This window comes from Vibrio limimangrovi (assembly GCF_054064025.1).
Map to the genome: position 1 here is coordinate 20,692 of NZ_JBSUGF010000001.1, position 21,890 is coordinate 42,581.

The 21,890-nt window shown below is 44.4% G+C and carries 18 protein-coding genes; 8 read left to right on the forward strand and 10 right to left on the reverse strand.

Features of this window, described 5'->3' with window-relative positions; translation table 11 throughout:
* Nucleotides 1–4 precede the first annotated feature (4 nt).
* Nucleotides 5–709, reverse strand: coding sequence for a GntR family transcriptional regulator (locus tag ACWYU8_RS00085; protein WP_457516059.1), 705 nt, complete (start codon nt 707–709; stop codon nt 5–7).
* A gap of 372 nt (nt 710–1,081) precedes the next feature.
* Between ACWYU8_RS00085 and ACWYU8_RS00090 the strand changes: the two genes are divergently transcribed.
* The 4 genes from ACWYU8_RS00090 to ACWYU8_RS00105 all read left to right on the forward strand — a co-directional run bounded on the left by ACWYU8_RS00090 (nt 1,082) and on the right by ACWYU8_RS00105 (nt 5,223).
* Entirely contained in the window at nt 1,082–2,053 is a 972-nt protein-coding gene (locus ACWYU8_RS00090; protein WP_457516061.1) for a tripartite tricarboxylate transporter substrate binding protein, read from the forward strand.
* 212 nt (nt 2,054–2,265) lie between these two features.
* Nucleotides 2,266–2,760, forward strand: coding sequence for a tripartite tricarboxylate transporter TctB family protein (locus tag ACWYU8_RS00095; protein WP_457516063.1), 495 nt, complete (start codon nt 2,266–2,268; stop codon nt 2,758–2,760).
* A gap of 19 nt (nt 2,761–2,779) precedes the next feature.
* Complete coding sequence (locus tag ACWYU8_RS00100) at nt 2,780–4,306, forward strand: tripartite tricarboxylate transporter permease (RefSeq protein ID WP_457516065.1); 1,527 nt, start codon at nt 2,780–2,782, stop codon at nt 4,304–4,306.
* 146 nt (nt 4,307–4,452) lie between these two features.
* Nucleotides 4,453–5,223, forward strand: a complete 771-nt coding sequence (locus tag ACWYU8_RS00105) for a sulfite exporter TauE/SafE family protein (RefSeq protein WP_457516067.1) — start codon at nt 4,453–4,455, stop codon at nt 5,221–5,223.
* A gap of 63 nt (nt 5,224–5,286) precedes the next feature.
* Here the strand turns inward: ACWYU8_RS00105 and ACWYU8_RS00110 are convergent, their stop codons facing one another.
* Entirely contained in the window at nt 5,287–6,210 is a 924-nt protein-coding gene (locus tag ACWYU8_RS00110; RefSeq protein WP_457516069.1) for a DMT family transporter, read from the reverse strand.
* A gap of 92 nt (nt 6,211–6,302) precedes the next feature.
* Here ACWYU8_RS00110 and ACWYU8_RS00115 point away from each other — a divergent pair, with 92 nt between their 5' ends.
* Nucleotides 6,303–7,211, forward strand: coding sequence for a LysR substrate-binding domain-containing protein (locus ACWYU8_RS00115; RefSeq protein ID WP_457516071.1), 909 nt, complete (start codon nt 6,303–6,305; stop codon nt 7,209–7,211).
* Nucleotides 7,212–7,301: 90 nt separating this feature from the next.
* Here the strand turns inward: ACWYU8_RS00115 and ACWYU8_RS00120 are convergent, their stop codons facing one another.
* The gene (locus ACWYU8_RS00120; RefSeq protein WP_457516073.1) at nt 7,302–8,534 is read right to left on the reverse strand and encodes an aldose 1-epimerase family protein; all 1,233 of its coding nucleotides are present in this window, start codon (nt 8,532–8,534) and stop codon (nt 7,302–7,304) included.
* Between the two features lie 342 nt (nt 8,535–8,876).
* Nucleotides 8,877–10,397, reverse strand: a complete 1,521-nt coding sequence (gene exaC, locus ACWYU8_RS00125) for an acetaldehyde dehydrogenase ExaC (RefSeq protein WP_457516075.1) — start codon at nt 10,395–10,397, stop codon at nt 8,877–8,879.
* Between the two features lie 245 nt (nt 10,398–10,642).
* Between exaC and ACWYU8_RS00130 the strand changes: the two genes are divergently transcribed.
* Nucleotides 10,643–12,400 carry a sigma-54-dependent Fis family transcriptional regulator gene (locus ACWYU8_RS00130; RefSeq protein ID WP_457516077.1) on the forward strand — a complete coding sequence of 586 codons (1,758 nt, stop codon included), beginning with the start codon at nt 10,643–10,645 and terminating at the stop codon, nt 12,398–12,400.
* 70 nt (nt 12,401–12,470) lie between these two features.
* Here the strand turns inward: ACWYU8_RS00130 and ACWYU8_RS00135 are convergent, their stop codons facing one another.
* From ACWYU8_RS00135 to ACWYU8_RS00160, 6 genes are all read right to left on the reverse strand, one after another.
* Entirely contained in the window at nt 12,471–12,608 is a 138-nt protein-coding gene (locus tag ACWYU8_RS00135; RefSeq protein ID WP_457516078.1) for a hypothetical protein, read from the reverse strand.
* Nucleotides 12,609–12,994: 386 nt separating this feature from the next.
* The gene (gene gnd / locus ACWYU8_RS00140) at nt 12,995–14,443 is read right to left on the reverse strand and encodes a decarboxylating NADP(+)-dependent phosphogluconate dehydrogenase (protein ID WP_457516080.1); all 1,449 of its coding nucleotides are present in this window, start codon (nt 14,441–14,443) and stop codon (nt 12,995–12,997) included.
* Nucleotides 14,444–14,482: 39 nt separating this feature from the next.
* Nucleotides 14,483–15,199: a 6-phosphogluconolactonase gene (gene pgl / locus ACWYU8_RS00145; protein WP_457516082.1), complete on the reverse strand. Its 717-nt coding sequence runs from the start codon at nt 15,197–15,199 to the stop codon at nt 14,483–14,485.
* Nucleotides 15,196–16,698, reverse strand: coding sequence for a glucose-6-phosphate dehydrogenase (gene zwf / locus ACWYU8_RS00150; RefSeq protein WP_457516684.1), 1,503 nt, complete (start codon nt 16,696–16,698; stop codon nt 15,196–15,198). Before zwf ends, pgl begins: the two co-directional genes overlap by 4 nt.
* Before the next feature lie 633 nt (nt 16,699–17,331).
* Nucleotides 17,332–18,018, reverse strand: coding sequence for a response regulator (locus ACWYU8_RS00155; RefSeq protein ID WP_457516083.1), 687 nt, complete (start codon nt 18,016–18,018; stop codon nt 17,332–17,334).
* Complete coding sequence (locus ACWYU8_RS00160; protein WP_457516085.1) at nt 18,015–19,634, reverse strand: ATP-binding protein; 1,620 nt, start codon at nt 19,632–19,634, stop codon at nt 18,015–18,017. The genes ACWYU8_RS00155 and ACWYU8_RS00160 overlap by 4 nt, the downstream gene beginning before the upstream one ends.
* Nucleotides 19,635–20,112: 478 nt before the next feature.
* On the opposite strand from ACWYU8_RS00160, the gene ACWYU8_RS00165 reads away from it, so the two are divergent.
* Together ACWYU8_RS00165 and ACWYU8_RS00170 are read left to right on the forward strand one after the other, a co-directional pair.
* A complete protein-coding gene (locus tag ACWYU8_RS00165) occupies nt 20,113–20,340 on the forward strand; it encodes a hypothetical protein (protein ID WP_457516087.1) in 228 nt (75 codons plus the stop codon).
* 134 nt (nt 20,341–20,474) lie between these two features.
* Nucleotides 20,475–21,890 carry a TolC family protein gene (locus tag ACWYU8_RS00170; protein WP_457516089.1) on the forward strand — a complete coding sequence of 472 codons (1,416 nt, stop codon included), beginning with the start codon at nt 20,475–20,477 and terminating at the stop codon, nt 21,888–21,890.

The following is a 21,890-nucleotide window of genomic DNA, read 5'->3' on the forward strand; positions in this document are numbered from 1 at the left end:
CCTTCTAGTCATTTTCAGCAAACAAGATTTGTTGTTCAATTAACAAGCGACTGCCCGAAATATGGCGTCTCATCAGCATCTCTGCCAATTCCCCATCTCGGTTTTTGATCGCTTGCAAAATAAATTTGTGTTCATTTAACGCTTCTTTCGGGCGTGACTGAGAACGTGGCGACTGGTAACGATACATACGCAGCAAGTGGTACAGTTCATTACACAGCAGCGATATCAGCTTACTATTGCGACTCGCTTTAATAATGCGGTAGTGAAAGTCAAAATCACCATGTTGGTGGAAGTAAGAAGAGCCTTCGACTTCATCAATGTGATTTGAATGTGTCGACAATAGCATTTCTAACTGGAGGACTTCTTCCTGCGTAATATGTCGGGCAGCTAATCTGGCAGCCATCCCTTCCAACGCTTCACGCACCGCATACAATTCAATCAGTTTTTCTGGTGAAAAAGTAATGACACGAGCACCAACATGAGGGATACGCTCGATTAAGCTAAGTCCTTCCAAGCGCATGATCGCTTCACGTAAAGGACCTCGGCTTACCTGATAACGCTTCGCCAGTTCTGGCTCGGATATTTTACTTCCGGGTGCAATTTCACCGTTTACAATCGCTTCAACCAAAGATTCAGTTAGCGTTTCAGATTTCGTATTTTCTTTTTCTGCGCCAACGGCTTTAAGACGAGTTTTTAGTTCCACATTCATTTCAAGTCACTCGCTCTACAACACCTTAGGTGTCTACAATTTCTTAACTTGCAGACATAATAAACTAACAAATTGTCGACAATCAAGAAGATTGTCGACAATTTAGACTAAGGTATTAGTGAAAAGTGAGATCCAAAGCAAATAAACGAAGAAGTAACACTCTAAATGACGATTAAATAGAGTAATTGTCGACAACTAATTCCCGCCGTGAACTTTATGAACACAATACCCGCAATGCCCAATATTCCCTTTATCTACCTTTTACAGACATTCAATTAACAGTTATTTAACCTTTCATCAAATTCAGATTTAAAACTGAAACAACAATAAGACTCATCAAAAAATAGAGTCACTCACATAAGGAACGTGAACATGTTAAAGGTAATCAAACCAACGCTCGCCGCATCTATCATCGCAGCTTCATTTTCATTTAACACTTTTGCTGCAGATCTAGAAAAAATGCATTTCCTCATTCCTGGCGGCGCTGGTGGCGGCTGGGATATGACCGCTCGCGGTACGGGAGATGTTCTGGTGAAATCAGATATCGTTGAGTCTGTATCATTCCAAAACCTGTCTGGCGGTGGCGGTGGTAAAGCGATCGCTCACTTAATTGAAACCGCTGATCGCCAAGAAGACACCCTGATGGTGAACTCAACTCCAATCGTAGTGCGCTCTCTTAGCGGTATTTTTCCACAATCCTTCCGTGACCTAACTCCTGTAGCCGCAACTGTTGCGGACTATGGTGCTATCGTTGCTTCAGCGGATTCGCCATACAACTCATGGGAAGACGTAGTTAAAGCATTTGAAGCAAACCCACGCAACGTAAAGATTGCGGGTGGATCGGCTCGTGGTTCAATGGATCATCTTGTCATTGCCGCTGCGTTTAAAGGCCAAGGTTTTGACGCTCGTAAAGTTCGTTACATTGGATATGATGCGGGGGGTAAAGCCGTTGCCGCTCTCCTATCCGGTGAGACAGAGCTCCTCTCCACTGGTTTGGGTGAAGTACTTGAAATGTCCAAATCTGGTCAAGTAAAAGTGCTGGCTATTACTGCGCCAAAACGCTTGGAAGCAGCTCCAGATATTCCCACTTTAACGGAATACGGTAACGAAACTGTTTTTGCGAACTGGCGTGGTTTCTTTGCCGCTCCAGGTGTTAGCCAAGAGAAAATCAACGAGTGGAATGCGGCGTTTACCAAGATGTATAACACCGATGAATGGCAAGTTGTTCGCGACCGCAACGGTTGGATCGACAACTACAAAGCAGATAAAGAATTCTTCGCGTTCCTTGAAGAGCAAGAGAAGCAAATGGGTGATCTAATGCGCGAATTAGGTTTCCTTAAATAACAGCAGATTGGGGCTGTTCTACTAGTCCCACTTGTTGCGTTTGCACTCTAAGTTTCACCGTATATGGGCATTGTCGACATTCGGCATACATACTCCTTTGTTTATTGATTGGTAAGCATCTCGACTAGCAGCGAATTGCTTAATTGTTAATGGATTACCTTGCACATTAACGCCCATATACGGTCTTTTTTTACTTTCGTTAGGAGTTGAATATGTCTCGTTCAACCAACTTTTTCAGCAAAGAAAATTTGCTTTGTCGCGATCGCGTCGGAGCAATGATTTTTCTGCTCTTTTGTCTTTGTTACGGTTATCAAACCTCTCAAATACAACTGTTCCCTGGTGATGAATATGAACCGTTTACCGCTCGTACATTGCCGACGATTCTGACTTACATCGGCATTGGTTTAGCTCTTCTGCTTCTGGTTACAGGTCAACCTGATAAACAAAGCGGTGCGGTGTTGTCGTTTAACTGGAAGCTGCTGATTTCATTCTTAGTTTTAATGGCACTTTACGGTGTGGGCCTCACGTACTTAGGCTTTGTTATTGCGACCGGCTTCTTCCTGTTAGGAGGCTTTTACTTGTTGGGTGAAAGACGCAAACCCGTTCTGTTTGGCGCATCGTTCCCATTCGTGATCGCCTTTTATCTATTGCTTACCCAAGGTTTGGATATCTATCTTGAACCGGGTTTGATTTTCACCATCTGGTAGCCAAACAAAGGACTGAATTATGTTAGATGGAATTCTACAAGGTTTATCCACCGCGGTAATGCCAATGAACATCATGATGGTGATTGTTGGCTGTTTCGTCGGTACATTTATTGGGATGCTGCCAGGTCTTGGCCCTATTTCAGCTATCGCTTTGATGATCCCAATCACTTATGGTCTGGAGCCTTCTTCTGGACTGATTCTGATGGCGGGTGTTTACTATGGCGCAATTTTTGGTGGCTCTACTTCTTCGATCCTTATCAATGCTCCGGGTTGTTCTTCAACCGTTGTTACCGCGTTCGATGGTTACCCAATGGCGCAGAAAGGTCAGGCAGGTAAAGCACTAGCCCTTGCAGCCTACTCTTCTTTCACAGGCGGTACGCTTTCTGCGATCATGTTGTTAGTCGCGGCACCAGCGCTAGCTAAAGTCTCTTTAAGTTTCCAATCTTCTGACTACTTCGCCCTGATGCTACTTGGTTTGTCAGCAGTCGCGGCGTTTGCTGGTAAAGGTCAGGTAGTTAAGGCGTGGATGATGACCCTTCTTGGTTTGATGCTGTCAACAGTGGGTATCGATAAAGGCGTAGGTGTTGAGCGCTTTACCTTTGGAATGACCGATTTGATGGATGGTTTTAGCTTCCTGCTGCTTGCTATGGCGACTTTTGCTTTGGGCGAGACGTTAATGGGGATCCTTAAACCTTCAGAAGATACTCGTGACGAAGAGCAAGACAAACTGAGCAACATCGGCTCAATGAAAGTAACCAAAGAAGAAGTCAAAGAAGTGGCACCTGTCGCGATTCGCTCTTCTATTCTTGGCTTCTTTACTGGTGTACTTCCGGGTGCAGGCGCAACGATTGCCGCATTCCTGAGTTACGGTTTGGAACGTAACCTTGCACCAAAAGATAAAAAAGAAGAATTCGGTAAAGGCAGCATCCGTGGTCTTGTTGCTCCTGAATCAGCGAACAACGCGGCATCAAGCGGTTCGTTTGTACCATTATTGACACTGGGAATTCCGGGGTCAGGTACCACTGCAATCATGTTGGGTGCATTAATCGCGTACGGTATTCAACCAGGTCCGCGTCTGTTTGTAGAACATCCGGATGTATTCTGGTCAGTAATCATCTCAATGTACTTTGGCAACATCGTGCTGATTATTCTGAATCTACCTCTTATTCCGTACATCTCGAAACTACTTGCAGTACCGAGAACAGTACTTCTTCCGATGATTTTGTTCTTCTCAATCACGGGCGTGTATTTGGTCTCATTCAACACCATGGATGTGTTTGTGATGCTGCTTGTCGCGATGGCCGCTATTGCTCTCCGTCTAGCGAATTTCCCTCTCGCACCGTTGCTGCTTGGTTTTATCCTTGGCGGCTTAATGGAAGAGAACTTGCGCCGTGCGTTAATGATATCCGATGGTGAACTGAGCTTCTTGTGGGAGCGTCCTATTACCCTAGCCTTCACCTTGTTAGCCGTGTTGGTATTGGGTAGCCCTCTGCTAGTGAAAATGTTCCAAAAATTAAAAGCTCAGCCAGTGAAGGTCGAACAATAAAAGTCTGTCTTTCCCCATGATAGACTGCCAGAAGCCACCCTCGCGGTGGCTCTTTTTCTTTGACCTTTCTCTACTATCTTTCTTCTTTCGAGTTCATTAAAGTTAACGCCTTAAAAATACACATAAAAATACAAAAGGACTGTTGTATGCTGCTGGAACTTGGACTGTTATTTGCCGCTGGAGTAATAGGCGGAATGATGAATTCCATAGCTGGCGGTGGCAGCTTCGTCACTTTCCCCGCACTTATGGCGGCTGGCGTACCGCCAATCATGGCAAACGCGACCAATACTTATGCGTCTTGCGCTGGTTATATGAGTGGAGCTTTCGGTTTCAGAGAAGAGATCCTCAAAAAAAAGCACGAATTACTATTTACGGTTGTTTTAAGTCTTATTGGAGGAGCAGTCGGCGCATACCTGCTATTAAACATTCCTGACTCATTATTTTTGGAAGCCGTTCCCTGGCTACTTTTATTTGCGACCGTACTTTTTATAACTGGCTCGCGCTTAACTCTGGCGATTAAAACCTTAACCAAGGGTCACAAACACGCAGGCATTTTGGGCACCATCGCTTTAGGTCTGCTCTTAGTTGGAGTCTCGACGTATGGCGGATTCTTTAATGCCGGATTAGGCGTAATTGTTCTGAGCTATTTGGTGGTCGCCGGGCATCAAGACATCAATTTGATGAACGGATTAAAGTTACTTGTATCGACTTCTGTATCTCTGGTTGCGATTGTCATTTTCATCGCCAATGGCTCTATTGACTGGAGCAAAGGAAGCGCCGTGATGGTCGGCACTCTGGTTGGTGGATATATTGCCGCCCGCATGTCACGCCAATTGAATCCCAAGCACGTGAGAGGATTCGTTGCGGTATTTTCAACGTTTATCACTCTCTACTTTTTCATTGATGTTTATGCTTAATGTTACCAAACTCCGAAGGCACTTACAGACTCCTCAAGCCACAGCCGTTGTATGAACGACCATTCAAACCTGATGCGCTTTGGTATGAAAAAAGTGCCTAAATAGTTTTGATGCAAAGCTGTTCATCAGCGCTGCAGTAATGATTAGCGCGATGCCAACTATCTGATAATTAGAAAAACTCTCATCAAAAAACAGAGCCTGCCATATCGCTGTAAACAACAGGTTGGTAAAAATCAGCGGAGCAAGTTGGGAATTGCTTTCCGCCAGTTTGTACGCTTTTGAGCGGAAAATTTGATTGGCTACGACAGATATCGAAAGACCCGACAGGCACATCCACACCAATGTATTGCTTTGTGGCTGCAACAATATCTGCATGTCTGGTGCTGACAAGCCTGATATGAAAGACAACGGCAGAACGCTCAATGCAGCTATAAGAAATGTCCAGCTATTCAGCACCGAAGGCTTAACCTCTTCTTTGCTGGCACGAAACAAACTCACCTGCGACCCTGCACTAAATATCCCCGAAGCTAATCCAATCAAAAGCTCTGGCCTAAACTGAATGCCCGACACATCTCCTGCCAGCAATAAAACGCCAGCAAAAGTAGCGGCTAAACCAAATTTCGTTTCAGTTTTAATCTTTACCTTAAAAAACAACTTTTCTAACACTGCAATAAACAGCGGCCCTGTCGCAAAAAGTACGGAGCTTTCAACTAGCGATAAGGTGTTCAATGAAACAATAAAGCAGAGTTGACATGCAGCGATACACAGACCTCGGATAATAATTGGCTTTAGAACGGCACGAGGTGGCATTGGCAACTTTGAAGCGAACACCATTGCAAAAAGTAACAATGTCGGCATAACAAAGCGTAGGAACGTGAGAAGCTCAACACCCATCATTTCGGTAAGTTTTTTTAATAGAAGACCGGTTAACGACAGACTGAACGTTGAAACTAGCATATAAGGTACAGCGTGGTTCTTAAACAACATGATATCCTCCCTATTGACCCGCTCATACTAGTGCAATGACAACAGAGAAAAAAACGAATATATTTAAACAAACCTGTTAGATAAACTTACAAATGAATAGACGACCACCTCTGAAATCTCTTTACGCGTTTGTCGCAGTCGCAGAAACCGGCAGCATGACAGATGCCGCTGGTTTACTTAGCGTGAGCCACTCAGCAATCAGCCAAGCGATAAAAAGCCTTGAGTCACTCATCGGACAGCCATTGTTTCAAAGAGTTGGCAGACAAGTTCAGCTCAATTCCATTGGCCAGAAGTACTACAATGACATAGCCCCTGCACTCAAAACGATTGTCGATGCAACAGCAGCAGTGACTCACCAGCCACAATCAAATCGAATCACACTGAATATGATCAACTCGCTGGCAATACACTGGTGGGTGCCAAGAGTAGATAACTTCCAACAATACGCGCCCAATGTGGATATTCGCCTATCAAACTTAATCGGTCCTTTTGATTTAAACCAAGAAGGTGTGGACGTCGCGATCATTCACGGAAAAACCGACGAATGGGAAGATTACTATTGTGAAAAACTCGGAGATGATGAACTGTTGCTGGTATGCAGCCCGGACTTATTGGATCCATCTCAAGGAATCCCTACAGCTGCTGACTTATTACAACGCTATCCTGCAATTTATGCCGAAAACCTTCGTAGAAAACAGGACTGGAGTGTCTGGTGTCAGGGTAACTCACTCCCTGTTCCTAAACAGCGTAATAACTTGAGTTTTATTGCGTCAATCCATGCCGTTCAGGCCGCGATTCGAAAATTGGGCGTTTTTGTCACTCACCGATTATTCGTCCGTGATGAAATTAAGCACGGTTTGTTGGTAGAAATTGGAACGCCAGTGAAAAACCCTTATCTGGAATTTTTCTTTGTCTGCAAACCAGAAAAGCTGCGAAACGAAAATGTTCTTACTCTGAAATCTTGGTTAAGCAAAGAATTTAATGATGCACTAGAAAATTGATAACCAATAACACGCAAGCTAAATTTGAGGTTAGAAATGATTCGAGGGGGTATTGCCCACCCCCTCTTGGTCTAGAAGAAACGCTGTGGTTTACTCAACTTTGCTTAAATCCACGATAGGCTCTTTCACTTGCTGTACCTTTTTGCCATTCAGCAGTTTATTCACATCGTTAACCGCATTGTCGACCTCTTCTGAAGACGATAGTACCGTATAAGTAAGATCAAACTGCTTGCTTTCTCCGGCATGAATCGTTGGAACCAGCCCCAGAGGACGCTGGTATTTAGTGTTGTACGCATAACTGGTACCTGGTTCAATGCCGGTTACATAACCTTGTTGTAAAGTATCGGTGTTTTTCCAAATCGTCAAAACTGGCAGTTGCTGTGTATTATATTGCATTGATACACCTAGATTGCCGGCTTTGTTATGTAACACTGCTAATGTATTGCCGTTTTGATCAGATAGTGGTTTTAGGTTGTACACCATTTCATCAAAACCTTTCGTTGGTTCTAAGTAGGTCTGCCAATCCTTCAGGCCCTTTTCTGCATAGCTATTAAATGGAGAAATTTCACTGGCAGCGGCATACACTTTCGCGCCCTTCTCTAAGATCGGACGTCCAAAGTTTGAATGATAAATAATTTGGTACTCATCGTCGTAATCCGCTTTGTTCGTCAGAGTGTCATTGACAGAAAAACTGTTTTGCCCCGGCGTGATCGAAAATAAGGTTTTAGTCACTAGCTCCGCCTTTTTGAAGGTTCTTTCAGAAACTTCGCCTTCAACAGTGATTGTATGCGGAGCCTCATCCGCAATGATGACTTTAATAGTCGAACTTGGTGTATTTTGTACCCGACCATGTAGGCTCAATAACTGACCGTTGTCATCGATTCCTGGATGCCCCGTCCATTCATAACCACAACGCACCATCATTTCGTTAAAACCATCTAACCAGCCAAGTCCATTACGACTTTCCAAATCAATGTAGGCAGGATTAACAATTTCTTTTACTGGTGAATCCCAACCTAATACTCGTTTCCCGTCTTTCTTAACGTTAAAAATGCCCATTCCTCTGGTTGGTACTAAGGTCACTTCCAGTTCACCATTGTTTATTACAATAATATCGACGCCTTCTTGCTTACCGCCATGTAAGCGCACTTTTTCTACACTAAACGGAGTGCTTTCAAAGCCAAGTTTTTGATTGGTAACATTCCAATTCTCAACATAAGTATTTGTGGCCGCATCTGACAGGGTAAATTCGACAGCGAAAGCATAAAACGGTGTGATAGGTGTGATAAGAGCAAGCGCAGAGATAAGAGGTTTTACTTTCATAATGTGATCCTTTAATTTTTTACATCTAAGCTGAATCGTTTCAGCTAATAATTTATAGACGATAAATTAAGGATCAAAGTGCTGAACAAATAGATGTGATTCAGTTCATTGGCTTAGTTGATTTTTTAGCCATTTATGGTTGATGAATCACGTTCAGCATTAACTGATTGATTTGTCAGAATTAAATTTAAAGGCGTAAATTTTATTTTCTCATCGTCACACAGAAGCCGTGTTCGAAGGAGACATAAATAGCAAGGAATCTTAACTGGGAGCAGCAAAAAGCCCCGTATGTTACGGGGCTTGAGTAGCACTGCTTTTTCTTACAAATTTAGATGAATCGAATTAGAAGAAACCTAGTGGATCGACGCTGTAGCTAATCAGTAAGTTCTTAGTATTTTGATAGTGACCCAGCATCATTTTGTGTGTTTCACGGCCAATACCTGACTTCTTGTATCCACCAAATGCAGCGTGTGCCGGGTACGCATGGTAACAGTTGATCCAAACTCGGCCTGCTTCAATATTACGTCCCATTCGGTAAGCAAGGTTTTGATCTCGTGTCCAGACACCCGCACCCAGACCGTACTCAGTATCGTTTGCTATCTCAAGTGCTTCTGCTTCATCTTTGAAAGTTGTAATCGCGATGACTGGTCCAAAAATCTCTTCCTGGAATACTCGCATCTTGTTGTGACCTTCCAACAACGTCGGTTGAATGTAGTAGCCTTGCTCAAGCTCACCATCTTGTTGCGCGACATCACCACCGAAGACTACTTTCGCGCCCTCTTGACGACCAATTTCAAGGTAACTCAGAATCTTATCAAACTGCTCCTGAGAAGCCTGTGCACCAACTTGAGTCTCTGTATCGAGAGGGTTGCCCTGCTTAATCAGCTTCGCTCTCTCCGCGACTTTAGCAACAAACTTGTCGTAGATAGACTCATGAACCAAGACGCGCGAAGGACAAGTACAGACTTCACCTTGGTTGAAGAAACCTAGCAGCGTACCTTCAATACATTTGTCTACGAACTCATCTTCGTGATCAAACACATCCGGGAAGTAGATGTTTGGCGATTTACCACCTAACTCTACCGTTGAAGGAATGAGGTTGTCTGCCGCACATTTCAGAATATGGTTACCCACTTGCGTCGAACCAGTAAACGCAAGTTTAGCGATACGGTTACTGGTCGCCAGTGCCTGACCAGCCTCAGAGCCGTAACCGTTGACCACGTTTACGACACCTGGTGGAAGTAAATCAGCGATTTTTTCCATAAGAACAAGAATAGATGTTGGCGTTTGCTCTGCAGGTTTCAGTACCACGCAGCAACCGGCTGCTAACGCTGGCGCGAGTTTCCATGCCGCCATCAAGATTGGGAAGTTCCACGGAATGATCTGACCTACTACACCGATTGGTTCCGGGAAGTGGTACGCCGCGGTATTTTGATCGATCTCAGCAGCGCTACCTTCCTGAGCTCGAATACAGCCTGCAAAGTAACGGAAGTGGTCAACAACAAGAGGAATGTCGGCCGCTAGCGTTTCTCGAACCGGCTTACCATTTTCCCATGTCTCAACCAAAGCAAGTTCTTCAACGTGCTGTTCAATACGGTCAGCAATTTTCAGCAAAAGATTAGAGCGTTCTGTAACGCTGGTTTTCGCCCACTGTGCTCTGATGTTGTGTGCAGCATCCAATGCTAAATTGATATCTGCTTCACCAGAGCGGGCAACCTTACAATAAGCTTTACCATTGATAGGTGAAATGTTGTCGAAATATTCACCTCCAACGGGTTTAACCCACTCTCCACCGATGAAGTTGTCGTAATGTGACTTGAAGTTCACGATGGCATTTTCACTACCTGGCTGTGCATAAATCATAACTCTTCCTTTTGTTTCTCGTTCAGTTAGTGTTTGAAACACTTTGTTTTTATTGCAGTGTTAACGAAGAGTATTACGCAAGTCACAGGCCAACTAAGATGCACTTGTTGTTAACTAGATGTAACACTATGATTACCAAGTGATAACAATTTATGTGAGTAATGTTTGAATAGACGTATGGTGTGAACACCAATGTTCAAGTGTTCCAAAATGGCACATGCTCACTGTGACAAAATGGTACAGTCATGGAACTTCAGCATATTACCGATAACAACTGGCTTTCAACTTCGTGGCTCAGAAGCGAACAAGCGGGTTTAAAACAGCGTCGACGTCCGGAAGATGTCCGAGTGACATCAGCGACGCTCAAGGACAGACGCCATCAACTCAACTTTCTGCTAGAAGCCGTTAAGCAGTTTGCGCTCCCGCTGTTTAACCAGCTTTTTGCGCACAGTCATAGTCGCTTAATTCTTACCGATTCAGATGGCGTTATCATTGGTAGTTGGGGGCAGCCGAAGTTTAGTGAGAAACTGACCGAGATCGCTCTTAGCTCCGGCGCATGCTGGCAGGAAAAACTGAAAGGGACGAACGCCATTGGAACTGCAATAGTAGAAGCAAAACCAGTCTGCGTCATTGGTGATCAGCACTTCATTCAACATCACCGCTTTATCAGTTGCTCCGCGAATCCTATTTTCGACCATCAGGGAAGACTGCTTGGTGTATTGGACATCACCAGTGAGCAGCAAAAACATGACCTTTCGACGCAACTGCTGGTACAGAATATGGTTCAACTTGTAGAGAACCAAATGTTAAACCAGATTCCATGTGGTCATATCCGGGTTGATTTGGCGTGTGACAAAACTCTGCTCAATAGTGGCTGGCAAGGGATAATCATCGCCAACGAAGATGGTCAGATACTGGCTCATAACCAAGTAGCATCTCAGTTGCTTGATCGTATCAACGTAGTGGGACATTCATTGGAAGAGATTCTCTCTCAACAAAATGCGAATCCGTCGATCGTATATAGAACTGAAGCGTTAACAAAACGAAAAATTCAGTCTCGCGCCATCAGTGTCTCCAGTGACCTCCATTACGGTGATTCCCGGGTGGAACACTGCTGGCAACAAGCAAACCGTGTTATCGATAAAGACATCAGTTTACTGATTCTGGGTGAAACAGGTGTCGGCAAAAATGAGTTCGTAAAAGCGTTGCACAACAATAGTCAAAGAAAGAGCGGACCTCTTGTTGCGGTTAACTGCGGAGCACTGCCAAAAGACCTGATTGAGTCGGAGCTGTTTGGCTATGTAGCGGGCGCATTTACCGGAGCAAACAGCAAAGGCTATCAGGGTAAAATTCGCCAAGCACATAAAGGTACTCTATTTCTTGACGAGATTGCCGACTTGCCTTTATCCGCGCAAAGCCGGTTGCTGCACGTACTCCAGGACAAAACCGTACTTCCTGTTGGTTCAAACCAAAGCGTACAAGTCGATGCTCAGATTATCGCGGCGACACACAAAGATCTCGAAGCATTAGTTGAACAAGGTGAGTTCCGACAAGATTTGTACTATCGCCTGAATGGGTTAATTATAGAGTTACCGCGTTTAGAGGAACGAGACGATAAGCAGAAACTGATTGAGCACCTTCATCGTCGTCATGCGGAACCAAATCAACAGCTATGCCCTAACCTGCTATCGTTGTTACTTTCATATTCATGGCCTGGTAATCTGCGTGAACTCGATAGTTTAATCAAAGTTTCTGCATTAATGGCGCAAGGCGAAGCGATGCTAGAACTTACCCATGTGCCAAATCACCTGGCTAAGAAACTCAGTCAAATACGTGAAAAAGTCAGTGCAGAGCCCACCTCTGATATGCGTGCTACCGTGGAAGACAAACTCGTGAAAACCTATCAGGCGACTCAGGGCAACATCAGTAAGACATCTCGTATGTTAGGTGTCAGCCGAAATACGATTTATAGAAAGCTAAAAAGTATGGGGATGATCAAATAGCCTTCGTTCAACTTAAATACAAGGCTAAATAGCAGAAGAGCACCCGATTATGGGTGCTCTTCTTAAGTTTTTACAGGCCGCCAGCTTGTTGTGCCTGTTTGACTAATGCCTGTCGCTGAGCTTCTTTATCAGAGATCACATTGGTGTTCTTTGGTTTTTTCTGAGCTATTTTTACAGGATTAAAAGCAAAGTACTTATTAATAGTCATCGTTAGTACCTCTATCGGTTATGTTTGCCACCTTCGATATCAACAAATCAGTGCCAGTAAAAACGGCTTCTTCTGACGGATTGTTGTTGGTGTCTAAGATAGGGAGTTTGAAAAACTCAAACATCCTCCATTTGTGGAAATTTCTTAGGCGTAGTTCAAGGGCTTACCCGAGACTCTTTGCAGAAAAATATCCTCTTTCGTCTACAGTTGACTGTACGAACACTATTACATCTAAAGCAACTTATTGTATTAAATGGAAATAAATCATCCTCCACCCAGACGAATACAGGAGGAGAAGAATTAACTGGATCAGAGGAAATATCCCAGAACAACAAAGGATGCCACTTAGGCATCCTTTTAATTTGTATTGGTTTACTTAAAACGTATTAAACGTCGTAAGTAGTAGACGCTGTGTTACCGCCTGTACCAGTCCAGTTCGTGTGGAAGAATTCACCACGCTCACGGTCGATACGCTCGTAAGTGTGAGCACCGAAGTAGTCACGTTGAGCTTGAAGCAGGTTAGCAGGTAGACGTGCAGTTGTGTAACCGTCTAGGAAAGTTAGCGCAGAAGTCGTACATGGCATTGGGATGCCTGCTTCCAGAGACTTAGCTGCAACTTTACGCCACGCTACCAGGCTGTTTTGTAGGATGCCTTTGAAGTAATCATCAGAGCCCAGGAACGCTAGTTCTGGGTTCGCTTCGTATGCATCACGGATGTTGCCCAGGAACGCAGAACGGATGATACAACCACCACGCCACATTAGTGCAACGTTACCGTAGTTTAGATCCCAACCATTCTCGTTTGATGCTTCGCGCATTAGCATGAAGCCTTGAGCGTAAGAGATGATCTTAGACGCTAGTAGAGCCTGACGAAGTGCATCAACCCACTCTTGCTTGTCACCTTCAACTGGCGTGATTGTCTTGCCGAATAGTTTCTCAGCTTCAACACGCTGGTCTTTCAGTGCAGATAGACAACGAGAGAATACAGACTCTGAGATTAGCGTTAGAGGAATACCCAGGTCTAGCGCGTTGATACCAGTCCATTTACCTGTACCTTTTTGGCCAGCCGTGTCTAGGATCTTCTCAACCAGAGCTTCACCGTCTTCATCTTTGTAGCCAAGGATGTCAGCGGTGATTTCTACCAGGTAGCTGTCTAGCTCAGTTTTGTTCCAGTCAGCGAATACTGCTTGCATCTCGTCTGCAGAAAGTCCAAGACCGTCTTTCATGAACTGGTAAGCTTCAGTGATCAGCTGCATGTCGCCGTATTCGATACCGTTGTGTACCATCTTAACGAAGTGGCCCGCACCGTCGTTACCAACCCAGTCACAGCAAGGCTCGCCAGCGTCAGTTTTTGCAGAAATACCCTGGAAGATAGGCTTAACCGCTTCCCAAGCTTCTGGTGCGCCACCAGGCATGATAGATGGACCAAAACGTGCTCCTTCTTCACCACCAGATACACCAGTACCGATGAAGTGGATGCCTTTTTCACGTAGTGCAGCAACGCGACGGTTAGTATCTGGGTAGTTAGTGTTACCACCGTCGATGATGATGTCGCCTTTGTCTAGCAGAGGTACCAGAGCGTCGATGAATGTATCTACAACGTCACCAGCGCGAACCATTAGCATCACTTTGCGTGGTGCTTCTAGCTTTTCTACTAGCTCTTCCAGAGAATATGCACCAATGATGTTTGTGCCTTTCGCTGGACCTTCCAAGAACTCGTCTACTTTTGCAGCAGTACGGTTGTGAGCCACAACTTTAAAGCCATGGTCGTTCATGTTTAGGATAAGGTTTTGACCCATTACTGCCAGGCCAATTACACCGATATCACCTTTCATTGTTTCTCTCCAATTGTGTTCCATTGACGAGCAGGCTTATTAAGCAATTTTTGCTGCCGCGTCTAAATCTAAATACCATTCCGTAAGACCAGATTTTGACTGAACCTTAGCAGCCGGATATGGCAATGCTTCCGCTGGTGAACCATTAATTTCTTCAACGATATCCGCTTTACCTGCGCCAAGCACTAAGTAACTGATGCGTTTTGCTGCTTCTAAAACGCGAGCGGTTTTTGAAACTCGAAGTTGGCCTGATTCCGGGTGTGAAGCAACTACAGATAGGTTTGCATCATCGTAGTTGGTTTTTCCAGGGAAAAGTGAAGCTGTATGACCATCTGCGCCTACACCAAGCAAGATCCAATCAAATACTGGCGTACCGTTTAGAGAAGGAATGGCTTCTAGCATCTCTTTCGCAAAGCGCTCTGCTTCAGCTTGAGGGTCATCTTCGCCGCGAATACGGTGTATGTTCTCTGCAGGCAGATTTACTTTGCTAAACAGAAGCTCGTTCGCTTCACCGTAGTTACTTTCTGCATCATCAGGTGCTACGCAACGCTCATCACCCCACCAGAAATGTAGGTTTTGCCATTGAACGGATGTCGCATAAGCGTCCGATGCTAATAATTTAAACAGCATTTTTGGCGTGCTGCCACCCGAAAGAGAAATATGAACAGGTCGGCTCATTTCGCTGAACGTCTTCATGTCGTTCGCCAGGCTTTCTACAACCTGTTCTGCAGTTTGGTAGATTTTATGGTTGATCATAGTTCACAGTAGTCCGTATCTGTTAGGTTTTTACACGGGAAACGCCAAGCGCGGTTATCACGCTGTAGTAAGTTATCTGACTCTTTTGGCCCCCATGTGCCACATGCGTATCCGTAGAGTGATTGAGGATCTTGTTTAAAGTCAAGAATTGGCTGTACATATTCCCAGCACGCTTCAACTGCGTCGCTGCGCGCAAATAGCGTTGCATCGCCGTTGAGGGAATCAAGCAACAGACGCTCATAAGCGGTTAGCATTTGAGTTTCTTTTAGCTCTGCGTAATGGAAGTTCATCTTCACTTCCTTCGCTTTGAACCCTGCTCCTGGCTCTTTCAAGCCAAAACTCATCTGGATGCCTTCATCTGGCTGGATACGAATGATCAGCTTGTTCTCTGGCGCATTCTGCCCAAACACTGGATGCGGTGTCTGTTTAAAGTGAATCACTACTTCAGTAACACGAGTCGGAAGACGTTTACCTGTGCGAACATAGAATGGTACTCCATTCCAACGCCAGTTATTGATGTATGCCTTTAGACCGATATAAGTTTCTGTACGAGAATCGTCTGCCACGCCGTGTTCTTCACGGTAACCAGGCAGGTGCTGACCACGCACGTCAGATGCTGTGTATTGACCAAGCACAAGGTCGTTACGTAGCGCTTCTTCATCCAGCGGTTTTAAACACTGCAGAACTTTCACGACTTCATCACGCATTGAATCAGCATTGATTTGTGCAGGTGGTTCCATACCTACCATCGCTAATACTTGCAGTAGATGGTTTTGGAACATATCGCGTACGGCACCAGAGTTATCGTAGTAACCACCACGCTCTTCAACGCCCAGGAATTCTGCACCTGTGATCTCTACGTAATCAATGAAGTTACGGTTCCATAGCGGCTCAAACATCGCATTTGAAAAACGGAATACAAGTAGGTTTTGAACCGTCTCTTTACCTAAGTAGTGGTCGATTCGGTAGATTTGATGCTCTTGGAAATGCTCGTGGATCTCTGTGTCCAGAATGCGTGCTGATTCTAGATCGTAGCCGAATGGCTTTTCGATGATAAGTCGTTTCCAACCATCTTCTTCGTTGTTTAAACCATGTGCGGCAAGGCTTGCAGGGATCACGCTGTATAAGCTTGGAGGAGTCGCTAGATAGAAAAGCGTGTTACGCTGCGCTAGCTGGTATTCAGTAGCGAGTTGGTCTAAACGAGTCACCAACTTTCCGTAATCTTGAGTGTCAGAAGTATTGATAGCTTGGTAGTGCAGATGGTTAATAAATGCATTAAGCGTTTCTGGCTCTGTTTTTTCCATCTCCTGAAGCGATTTCTTCAGCTTTTCGCGGTAGGTGTCATCACTGTATTCAGTACGACTTACACCAAGAATTGCAAAATTCTCTGGAAGCTGCTTGTTCGCATAAAGGTGGTATAAAGCAGGAATTAACTTACGGTACGTAAGATCGCCTGAAGCACCAAAAATAACGATGCTGCTGTTTTCTGGTATTACCATCATCTTTCCCTTAAAAACGAGGTACTTATTGTGTGCCTGGATATGGCTAAAAGATGAGCCTACCCTATCAATGGCACTTCAAAATAGAAAATTGCTCCTACCTATTACGTTGATAGGTAAGTCAACTAGGCCCAAAGAACCTCAAGAGGTTGCGCTCATCATTAACATCAAAACACGACTTTTTGAGGCCATTTAGGTCAATCACGTGTCAAGAGCACACCCTTGCACGCAGTGGAGGAGAGTCCGACACGGGGTCGTATTGTCTACGACAATTTGATTTACATCAACACTTGCTAGTGCAAACGTTTAAATAAGTTGCAGAAATCACCCTAACCAATTGAATTTAAACAACATAAAATATTTAGCCAAGTTTGACCACAATTTGAGTAAAAACTCAATTTAGCACAGAAAACACTCAACCATCATTTCCACTTTCGTTAGTAGATAGAAAGATATTAGTTCACTAAACAAAAACGGTGACTCTAAAAGCCACCGTTTTTGTTTTATACATTCATTTTCCAGCGTTTTTTTAGCGCGTTATGTATTTCCAGCCGTTGATGTTTTCAAGCGATTTAGGTTATCAAGAAACAGTTTGATAGCTACTGCGTGACTTTAGCTACTGAGGACTATTCGCTACCGCGTCACTTTTTTATAGCAACGCTCGGGGCGTCCAACCGTTCCGTAGTTAAGATCCGCTTGCAACTCTCCCGAACTAATTAAGAATTCCAGGTATCGTCTTGCTGTCGTACGGCTTGCACCAATTTTTTCTCCCGCTTCATCCGCGGTGAGCATTTCTCCACCTGGAAATAGTGCACGAATTTTGTCTAACGTAACGCTATCAATGCCTTTAGGAAGACGTTTAGCTGCCGTATCAGTGACCCCACTTGATTGCAGCATTTTGTCGACCATGTGCTGATCGAGACTCTCTGCAACATTCAGACTTTGACGCTGCGAAATGTACTTTTTCAGAGCCATTTCTAAGCGCGGAAACATAATAGGCTTCAGTAAGTAATCAACCACTCCACCACGCATGGCTTGTTGAAGCGTATCCACATCTCGTGCAGCAGTAATCAAAATGACATCGCAAGTTTGATTTTTCGCACGTAAAGTATTCAGGATCTCCAGACCAGTTCCATCAGGGAGATAGACATCCATCAAAAGCAAATCTGGTTTGAGTATATCCAGCTGCATTTCGGCTTCCATCCGTGTGGTTGCAATGCCCACTACTTCCAAACCTTCGAGCTGGCTAAGGTATTTGTGGTGCAACTCTGCAATCGCAAAATCATCTTCAATGATCATTACTCGCGTTGCCATGCTCATGATTGTTCTTCCTTAGGCAAATACACGGTTATTCTCGTTCCATATTCTGTGTTTGGTAGCATCTCAACGTGTCCATGGTAACGTGTGGCTAATTGGTTCACTAAATGAAGCCCTACGCCTCTGTTGTGGCGGGATTTGGTTGAAATACCTTTCTTAAAAAGTGTTTTTGGCTCAATGTGATTTGGTAAACCACAGCCTAAATCACTGACTTCCATAATCACTTCGTTACCGTAGTCACTCACAGAAACCTCGATGTTTCTTCGCTCTACGGCAACGGTTGATTCATCACGAATAGCGGTTAAAGTCGCGTCAAAAGCGTTGTCGATCAAATTACCCAAAATCGTGACCAGATCTTCTGAGTTCAACCACTCGGGCAGTGGTTCTAAGCGACTTCCATCTTCCACCACGAGATTTAAACCAAGTTCGCGTGCACGCTCTGTCTTACCCAACAACATACCTGCAATAAGGGGATCTCTGATGGTGTCACGTAAAAACTCAATCATGGCCTGATAGTGTGCGGTTTCCTGGCCGATAAGCCGCTGGACAGCATCGAGCTCGCCCATCTGCACAAGTCCGCTAATTGTGTTGAGTTTGTTTCTGTGTTCATGTGTTTGCGAGCGCAGCAGCTCTGCATACTCCTTGGTTTGAGAGAGCTGCTCTGTCAATTCACTAATTTCATCACGCAGACGAAAACTGGACACAGCACCGACTATTTTGCCGTCAGCATAAATAGGTGAACGATTAGCAATCAGTCGTTTGTGATTAAGGAAAATCTCAATATCGTTATCGACTTGACCGGTTTCCAGCACCGTATAAAGATCACTATCGCGAAGCGTATCTGTCAGTGGTTTGTTAAGCGCGGTTTCTCTGTCGATACCTAAAATTTGACAGGCACTACGATTGATCGAACGAAGTACGCCTTGCGAGTCAATACTTAGTATCCCCTCTTTAATGGTGCCCATCGTCACTTCAAGTTCACCATATAAGCGGCCGATTTCTTCTGGCTCAAAGCCCAAAATTGCTCGTTGAAGCTTCCTTGACGCATAGTTGGAAACGATAGCGTTGGCTGCCACTACAACCACAACCATAAGAATCAAAAAGGCTAAAAACGGCTCGATACGGTCCTGGAGGCGGTCTAGCAAATACCCCACCGATACAACGCCTATCACGTTGCCTTCTGCGTCAAATATTGCTGCTTTGCCTCGGACTGAATCCCCCAAAGAACCACGTGCTGTTGAAATGTAGGACTCACCTTGATCTAATGCTCGTTGGTTATCACCGCCTCTCATCGGCTGACCAATTCGCTCATCAACAGGGTGAATTAAGCGCACGCCGTTACTATCACCAATGACTATAAATGCCGCTCCGATAGCTTGAGTGAGTTCGCGAAAACGGGTTTGATACGCTTCAGGATCATTACTCTCTACCATCTCTCGGACGATCTCTGAGCTGGCTAAAAACTGCGCAACACCGAGAGCCTTCTCACCCATTTCATGCTCTTGATCCACTTTCAAATAAGTAAAACCTGCGGCGACAAGCAGTAAAAGCTCAATCAAACCGGAAAGCGTCATAATAATGAGCATGCGCTTTCGAAAGCTAATGGTGCTCCAACTCACAAACAATTCCTCAACAAAAGCTTCTCGCCCATAAGTTAACATTGAGTTAACAGACAAGCTGTCGTCAGATGAAAAATCTGTGAACAGTGCGAACAAACCACCAAATTAGTGGTCAAATTATAAGCTGAACGAAACATTACAACGCCATAAAATATGGCTTAAAGCACTACCACTTGATATTCAACACCACACATAATATTTACCCAAAAAGATGAATTTGATCACAGTAATTTTCCCGAATTCTAAAGCACCTGAAGAGTTTCAGGCGTATAATTTTCAATCAAAGAGGTCTGTAAGAACCTTAATAGAAACATAGTGACGCCGGAAGTCTATAAAAAGCTCAACATAGTTGTCAGTACATTCGAATATAAAATCATAACAATGAAATTACTGAAGATACGACAAATAGTTAGACACCCTCTGGATACTGGAAAACGATAAACAGAGGTGTTTTTATAGTTAGAAGGAACACCAAATAATGGAACGTGATAATTTCGGAATTTGCCTTGATAAGGCTATGTTGTCTGAGTATATGCATTCAACTTTTACCCACGTCAGAGCGTACGAGAAGAACGATGGTAGTGCTTCTGATCTCAGAGTGTTGCTTTCGTTTCCTCAGATGAGCGGTAAAGACTTACTCAATACCATGCGCGGATCTCGACAACTTGAATGGCGAGCAGAGTTTCACTGTCCCTATCAAAAATAATTCGGCGACATTTTAGCGCCCAGTAATTCTCATCGATGGGCTCTGTTGTAACACGAATTTCTCAACAAGCCCACTTAACACAAAACTATTATTCCTCTATATTAGAGCTATTACTCTATAGCAAAGCAGCCACTATGAAACAAACTGGAAAGTTTTGGGTACTCGGCCTCATCAGTAGCTCTATTTCCTTTGCCTGTTACTCCGCTCCGATCACTCTGGATACGGCATGGCAATTACTGTTAGAAAATAACTACTCTCTAAAGGCTCAACGATCTAACGTCGACAACTATCAATATCAAGAGCACGCGACGAGTAACCTCAACTTGCCCCAGATTACTCTGGGTGCAAGTTATACTCGCCTGGACACCGATATAACTCTCTCTGGCAAACAAATTGTTGAGAGTACAGGTGCAGAAATCGCAGTTCCTCCCGCCTTTCAGGGTATTTTAAGTTCATTAGGCAACACCACTTCCACTATTACTGAACGGGATGTTTTTTCCTCCTCGATTCGTGCAGTTTGGCCAATTTTTACTGGTGGTCGAATTTCTGCTGCACAGTCCGCAGCAGAAGGAAAGACACAAGAAGCTAAAAGCCAGTTCGCAATGGAACAGCAAGCACGCTTCGAAGATCTGTCCAAGTACTACTTTTCTGTCGTGCTTGCGAAAGAGGTGTTAGCAACTCGTCAGGCTGCCGAACAAGGTCTGAGGAAACATCGAGACTTTGCAATCAAAATGGAGGAGCAAGGACAAATTGCTCGCGTAGAACGATTGCAGGCTGAAGCGTCATTGGATAAAGCCTCGGTTGAAACCCGCAAAGCCATGAGCGACTTAACCATCGCTAAGGCCGCACTTGAAAAACTGCTTGCACAAACCGAGCCTGTCGAACCCGCCGAAACCCTGTTTATTAACGATAAGCTTCCACCTCTGAATGCATTTATTGACCAAACCATACTCACCTACCCAGGGCTTGATCTTCTTGAGGCAAAGCATAAACAAGCGTCCAGTTTAATTAAGGCAGAAAAAGGTAAGTACTACCCAGAAGTTTACCTATACGGTGATTACAGCCTTTTCGAAGACGACTCATTAGCAAGCCAAATGAAGCCAGACTGGTTAGTGGGAGTTGGCGTTAGTGTTCCTCTGATTGAGTCGTCAGGTCGTAGTGACAAAGTGAAAGCGGCGCAAAGTTTGGTATCTCAAGTTGACGCACTGAAATCTCAGGCTAAACAAGATTTGTCTTTGTTGGTACAGAAAACCTACCTCGAAGCACAGCAGGCCATTGATGAAGTCCAAGGACTTGAGTCAAGTATTGCACTTGCAAACGAGAACCTTCATCTACGTGAAAAAGCATTTACTCAAGGGCTTTCTTCTTCTCTGGATGTCGTTGATGCTCAGCTTTATGTCGCTAGCATTGAGACTCAACGTTCAGTCGCACGATTTCGTTATCTTATCTCTTTGACTAAGTTATTAGCACTCAGCAGTGAAATCGACAGCTTCAAACAATACCAGAGCACCGCATACACCCCAGCTTCAACATCGAAAGAGGTAAATTAA

Excerpts from the sequence above, each read along its gene's own strand:
- ACWYU8_RS00170 (WP_457516089.1), top strand. The coding sequence starts at position 20,475 with ATGAAACAAACTGGAAAGTTTTGGGTACTCGGCCTCATCAGTAGCTCT.
- ACWYU8_RS00165 (WP_457516087.1), top strand. The coding sequence starts at position 20,113 with ATGGAACGTGATAATTTCGGAATTTGCCTTGATAAGGCTATGTTGTCT.
- pgl (WP_457516082.1), bottom strand. The coding sequence starts at position 15,199 with ATGATCAACCATAAAATCTACCAAACTGCAGAACAGGTTGTAGAAAGC.
- ACWYU8_RS00085 (WP_457516059.1), bottom strand. The coding sequence starts at position 709 with ATGAATGTGGAACTAAAAACTCGTCTTAAAGCCGTTGGCGCAGAAAAA.
- ACWYU8_RS00110 (WP_457516069.1), bottom strand. The coding sequence starts at position 6,210 with ATGTTGTTTAAGAACCACGCTGTACCTTATATGCTAGTTTCAACGTTC.
- ACWYU8_RS00135 (WP_457516078.1), bottom strand. The coding sequence starts at position 12,608 with ATGACTATTAATAAGTACTTTGCTTTTAATCCTGTAAAAATAGCTCAG.
- ACWYU8_RS00115 (WP_457516071.1), top strand. The coding sequence starts at position 6,303 with ATGAATAGACGACCACCTCTGAAATCTCTTTACGCGTTTGTCGCAGTC.
- gnd (WP_457516080.1), bottom strand. The coding sequence starts at position 14,443 with ATGAAAGGTGATATCGGTGTAATTGGCCTGGCAGTAATGGGTCAAAAC.
- ACWYU8_RS00100 (WP_457516065.1), top strand. The coding sequence starts at position 2,780 with ATGTTAGATGGAATTCTACAAGGTTTATCCACCGCGGTAATGCCAATG.
- ACWYU8_RS00155 (WP_457516083.1), bottom strand. The coding sequence starts at position 18,018 with ATGAGCATGGCAACGCGAGTAATGATCATTGAAGATGATTTTGCGATT.
- ACWYU8_RS00120 (WP_457516073.1), bottom strand. The coding sequence starts at position 8,534 with ATGAAAGTAAAACCTCTTATCTCTGCGCTTGCTCTTATCACACCTATC.
- ACWYU8_RS00130 (WP_457516077.1), top strand. The coding sequence starts at position 10,643 with ATGGAACTTCAGCATATTACCGATAACAACTGGCTTTCAACTTCGTGG.
- ACWYU8_RS00105 (WP_457516067.1), top strand. The coding sequence starts at position 4,453 with ATGCTGCTGGAACTTGGACTGTTATTTGCCGCTGGAGTAATAGGCGGA.
- ACWYU8_RS00095 (WP_457516063.1), top strand. The coding sequence starts at position 2,266 with ATGTCTCGTTCAACCAACTTTTTCAGCAAAGAAAATTTGCTTTGTCGC.
- zwf (WP_457516684.1), bottom strand. The coding sequence starts at position 16,698 with ATGGTAATACCAGAAAACAGCAGCATCGTTATTTTTGGTGCTTCAGGC.
- exaC (WP_457516075.1), bottom strand. The coding sequence starts at position 10,397 with ATGATTTATGCACAGCCAGGTAGTGAAAATGCCATCGTGAACTTCAAG.
- ACWYU8_RS00090 (WP_457516061.1), top strand. The coding sequence starts at position 1,082 with ATGTTAAAGGTAATCAAACCAACGCTCGCCGCATCTATCATCGCAGCT.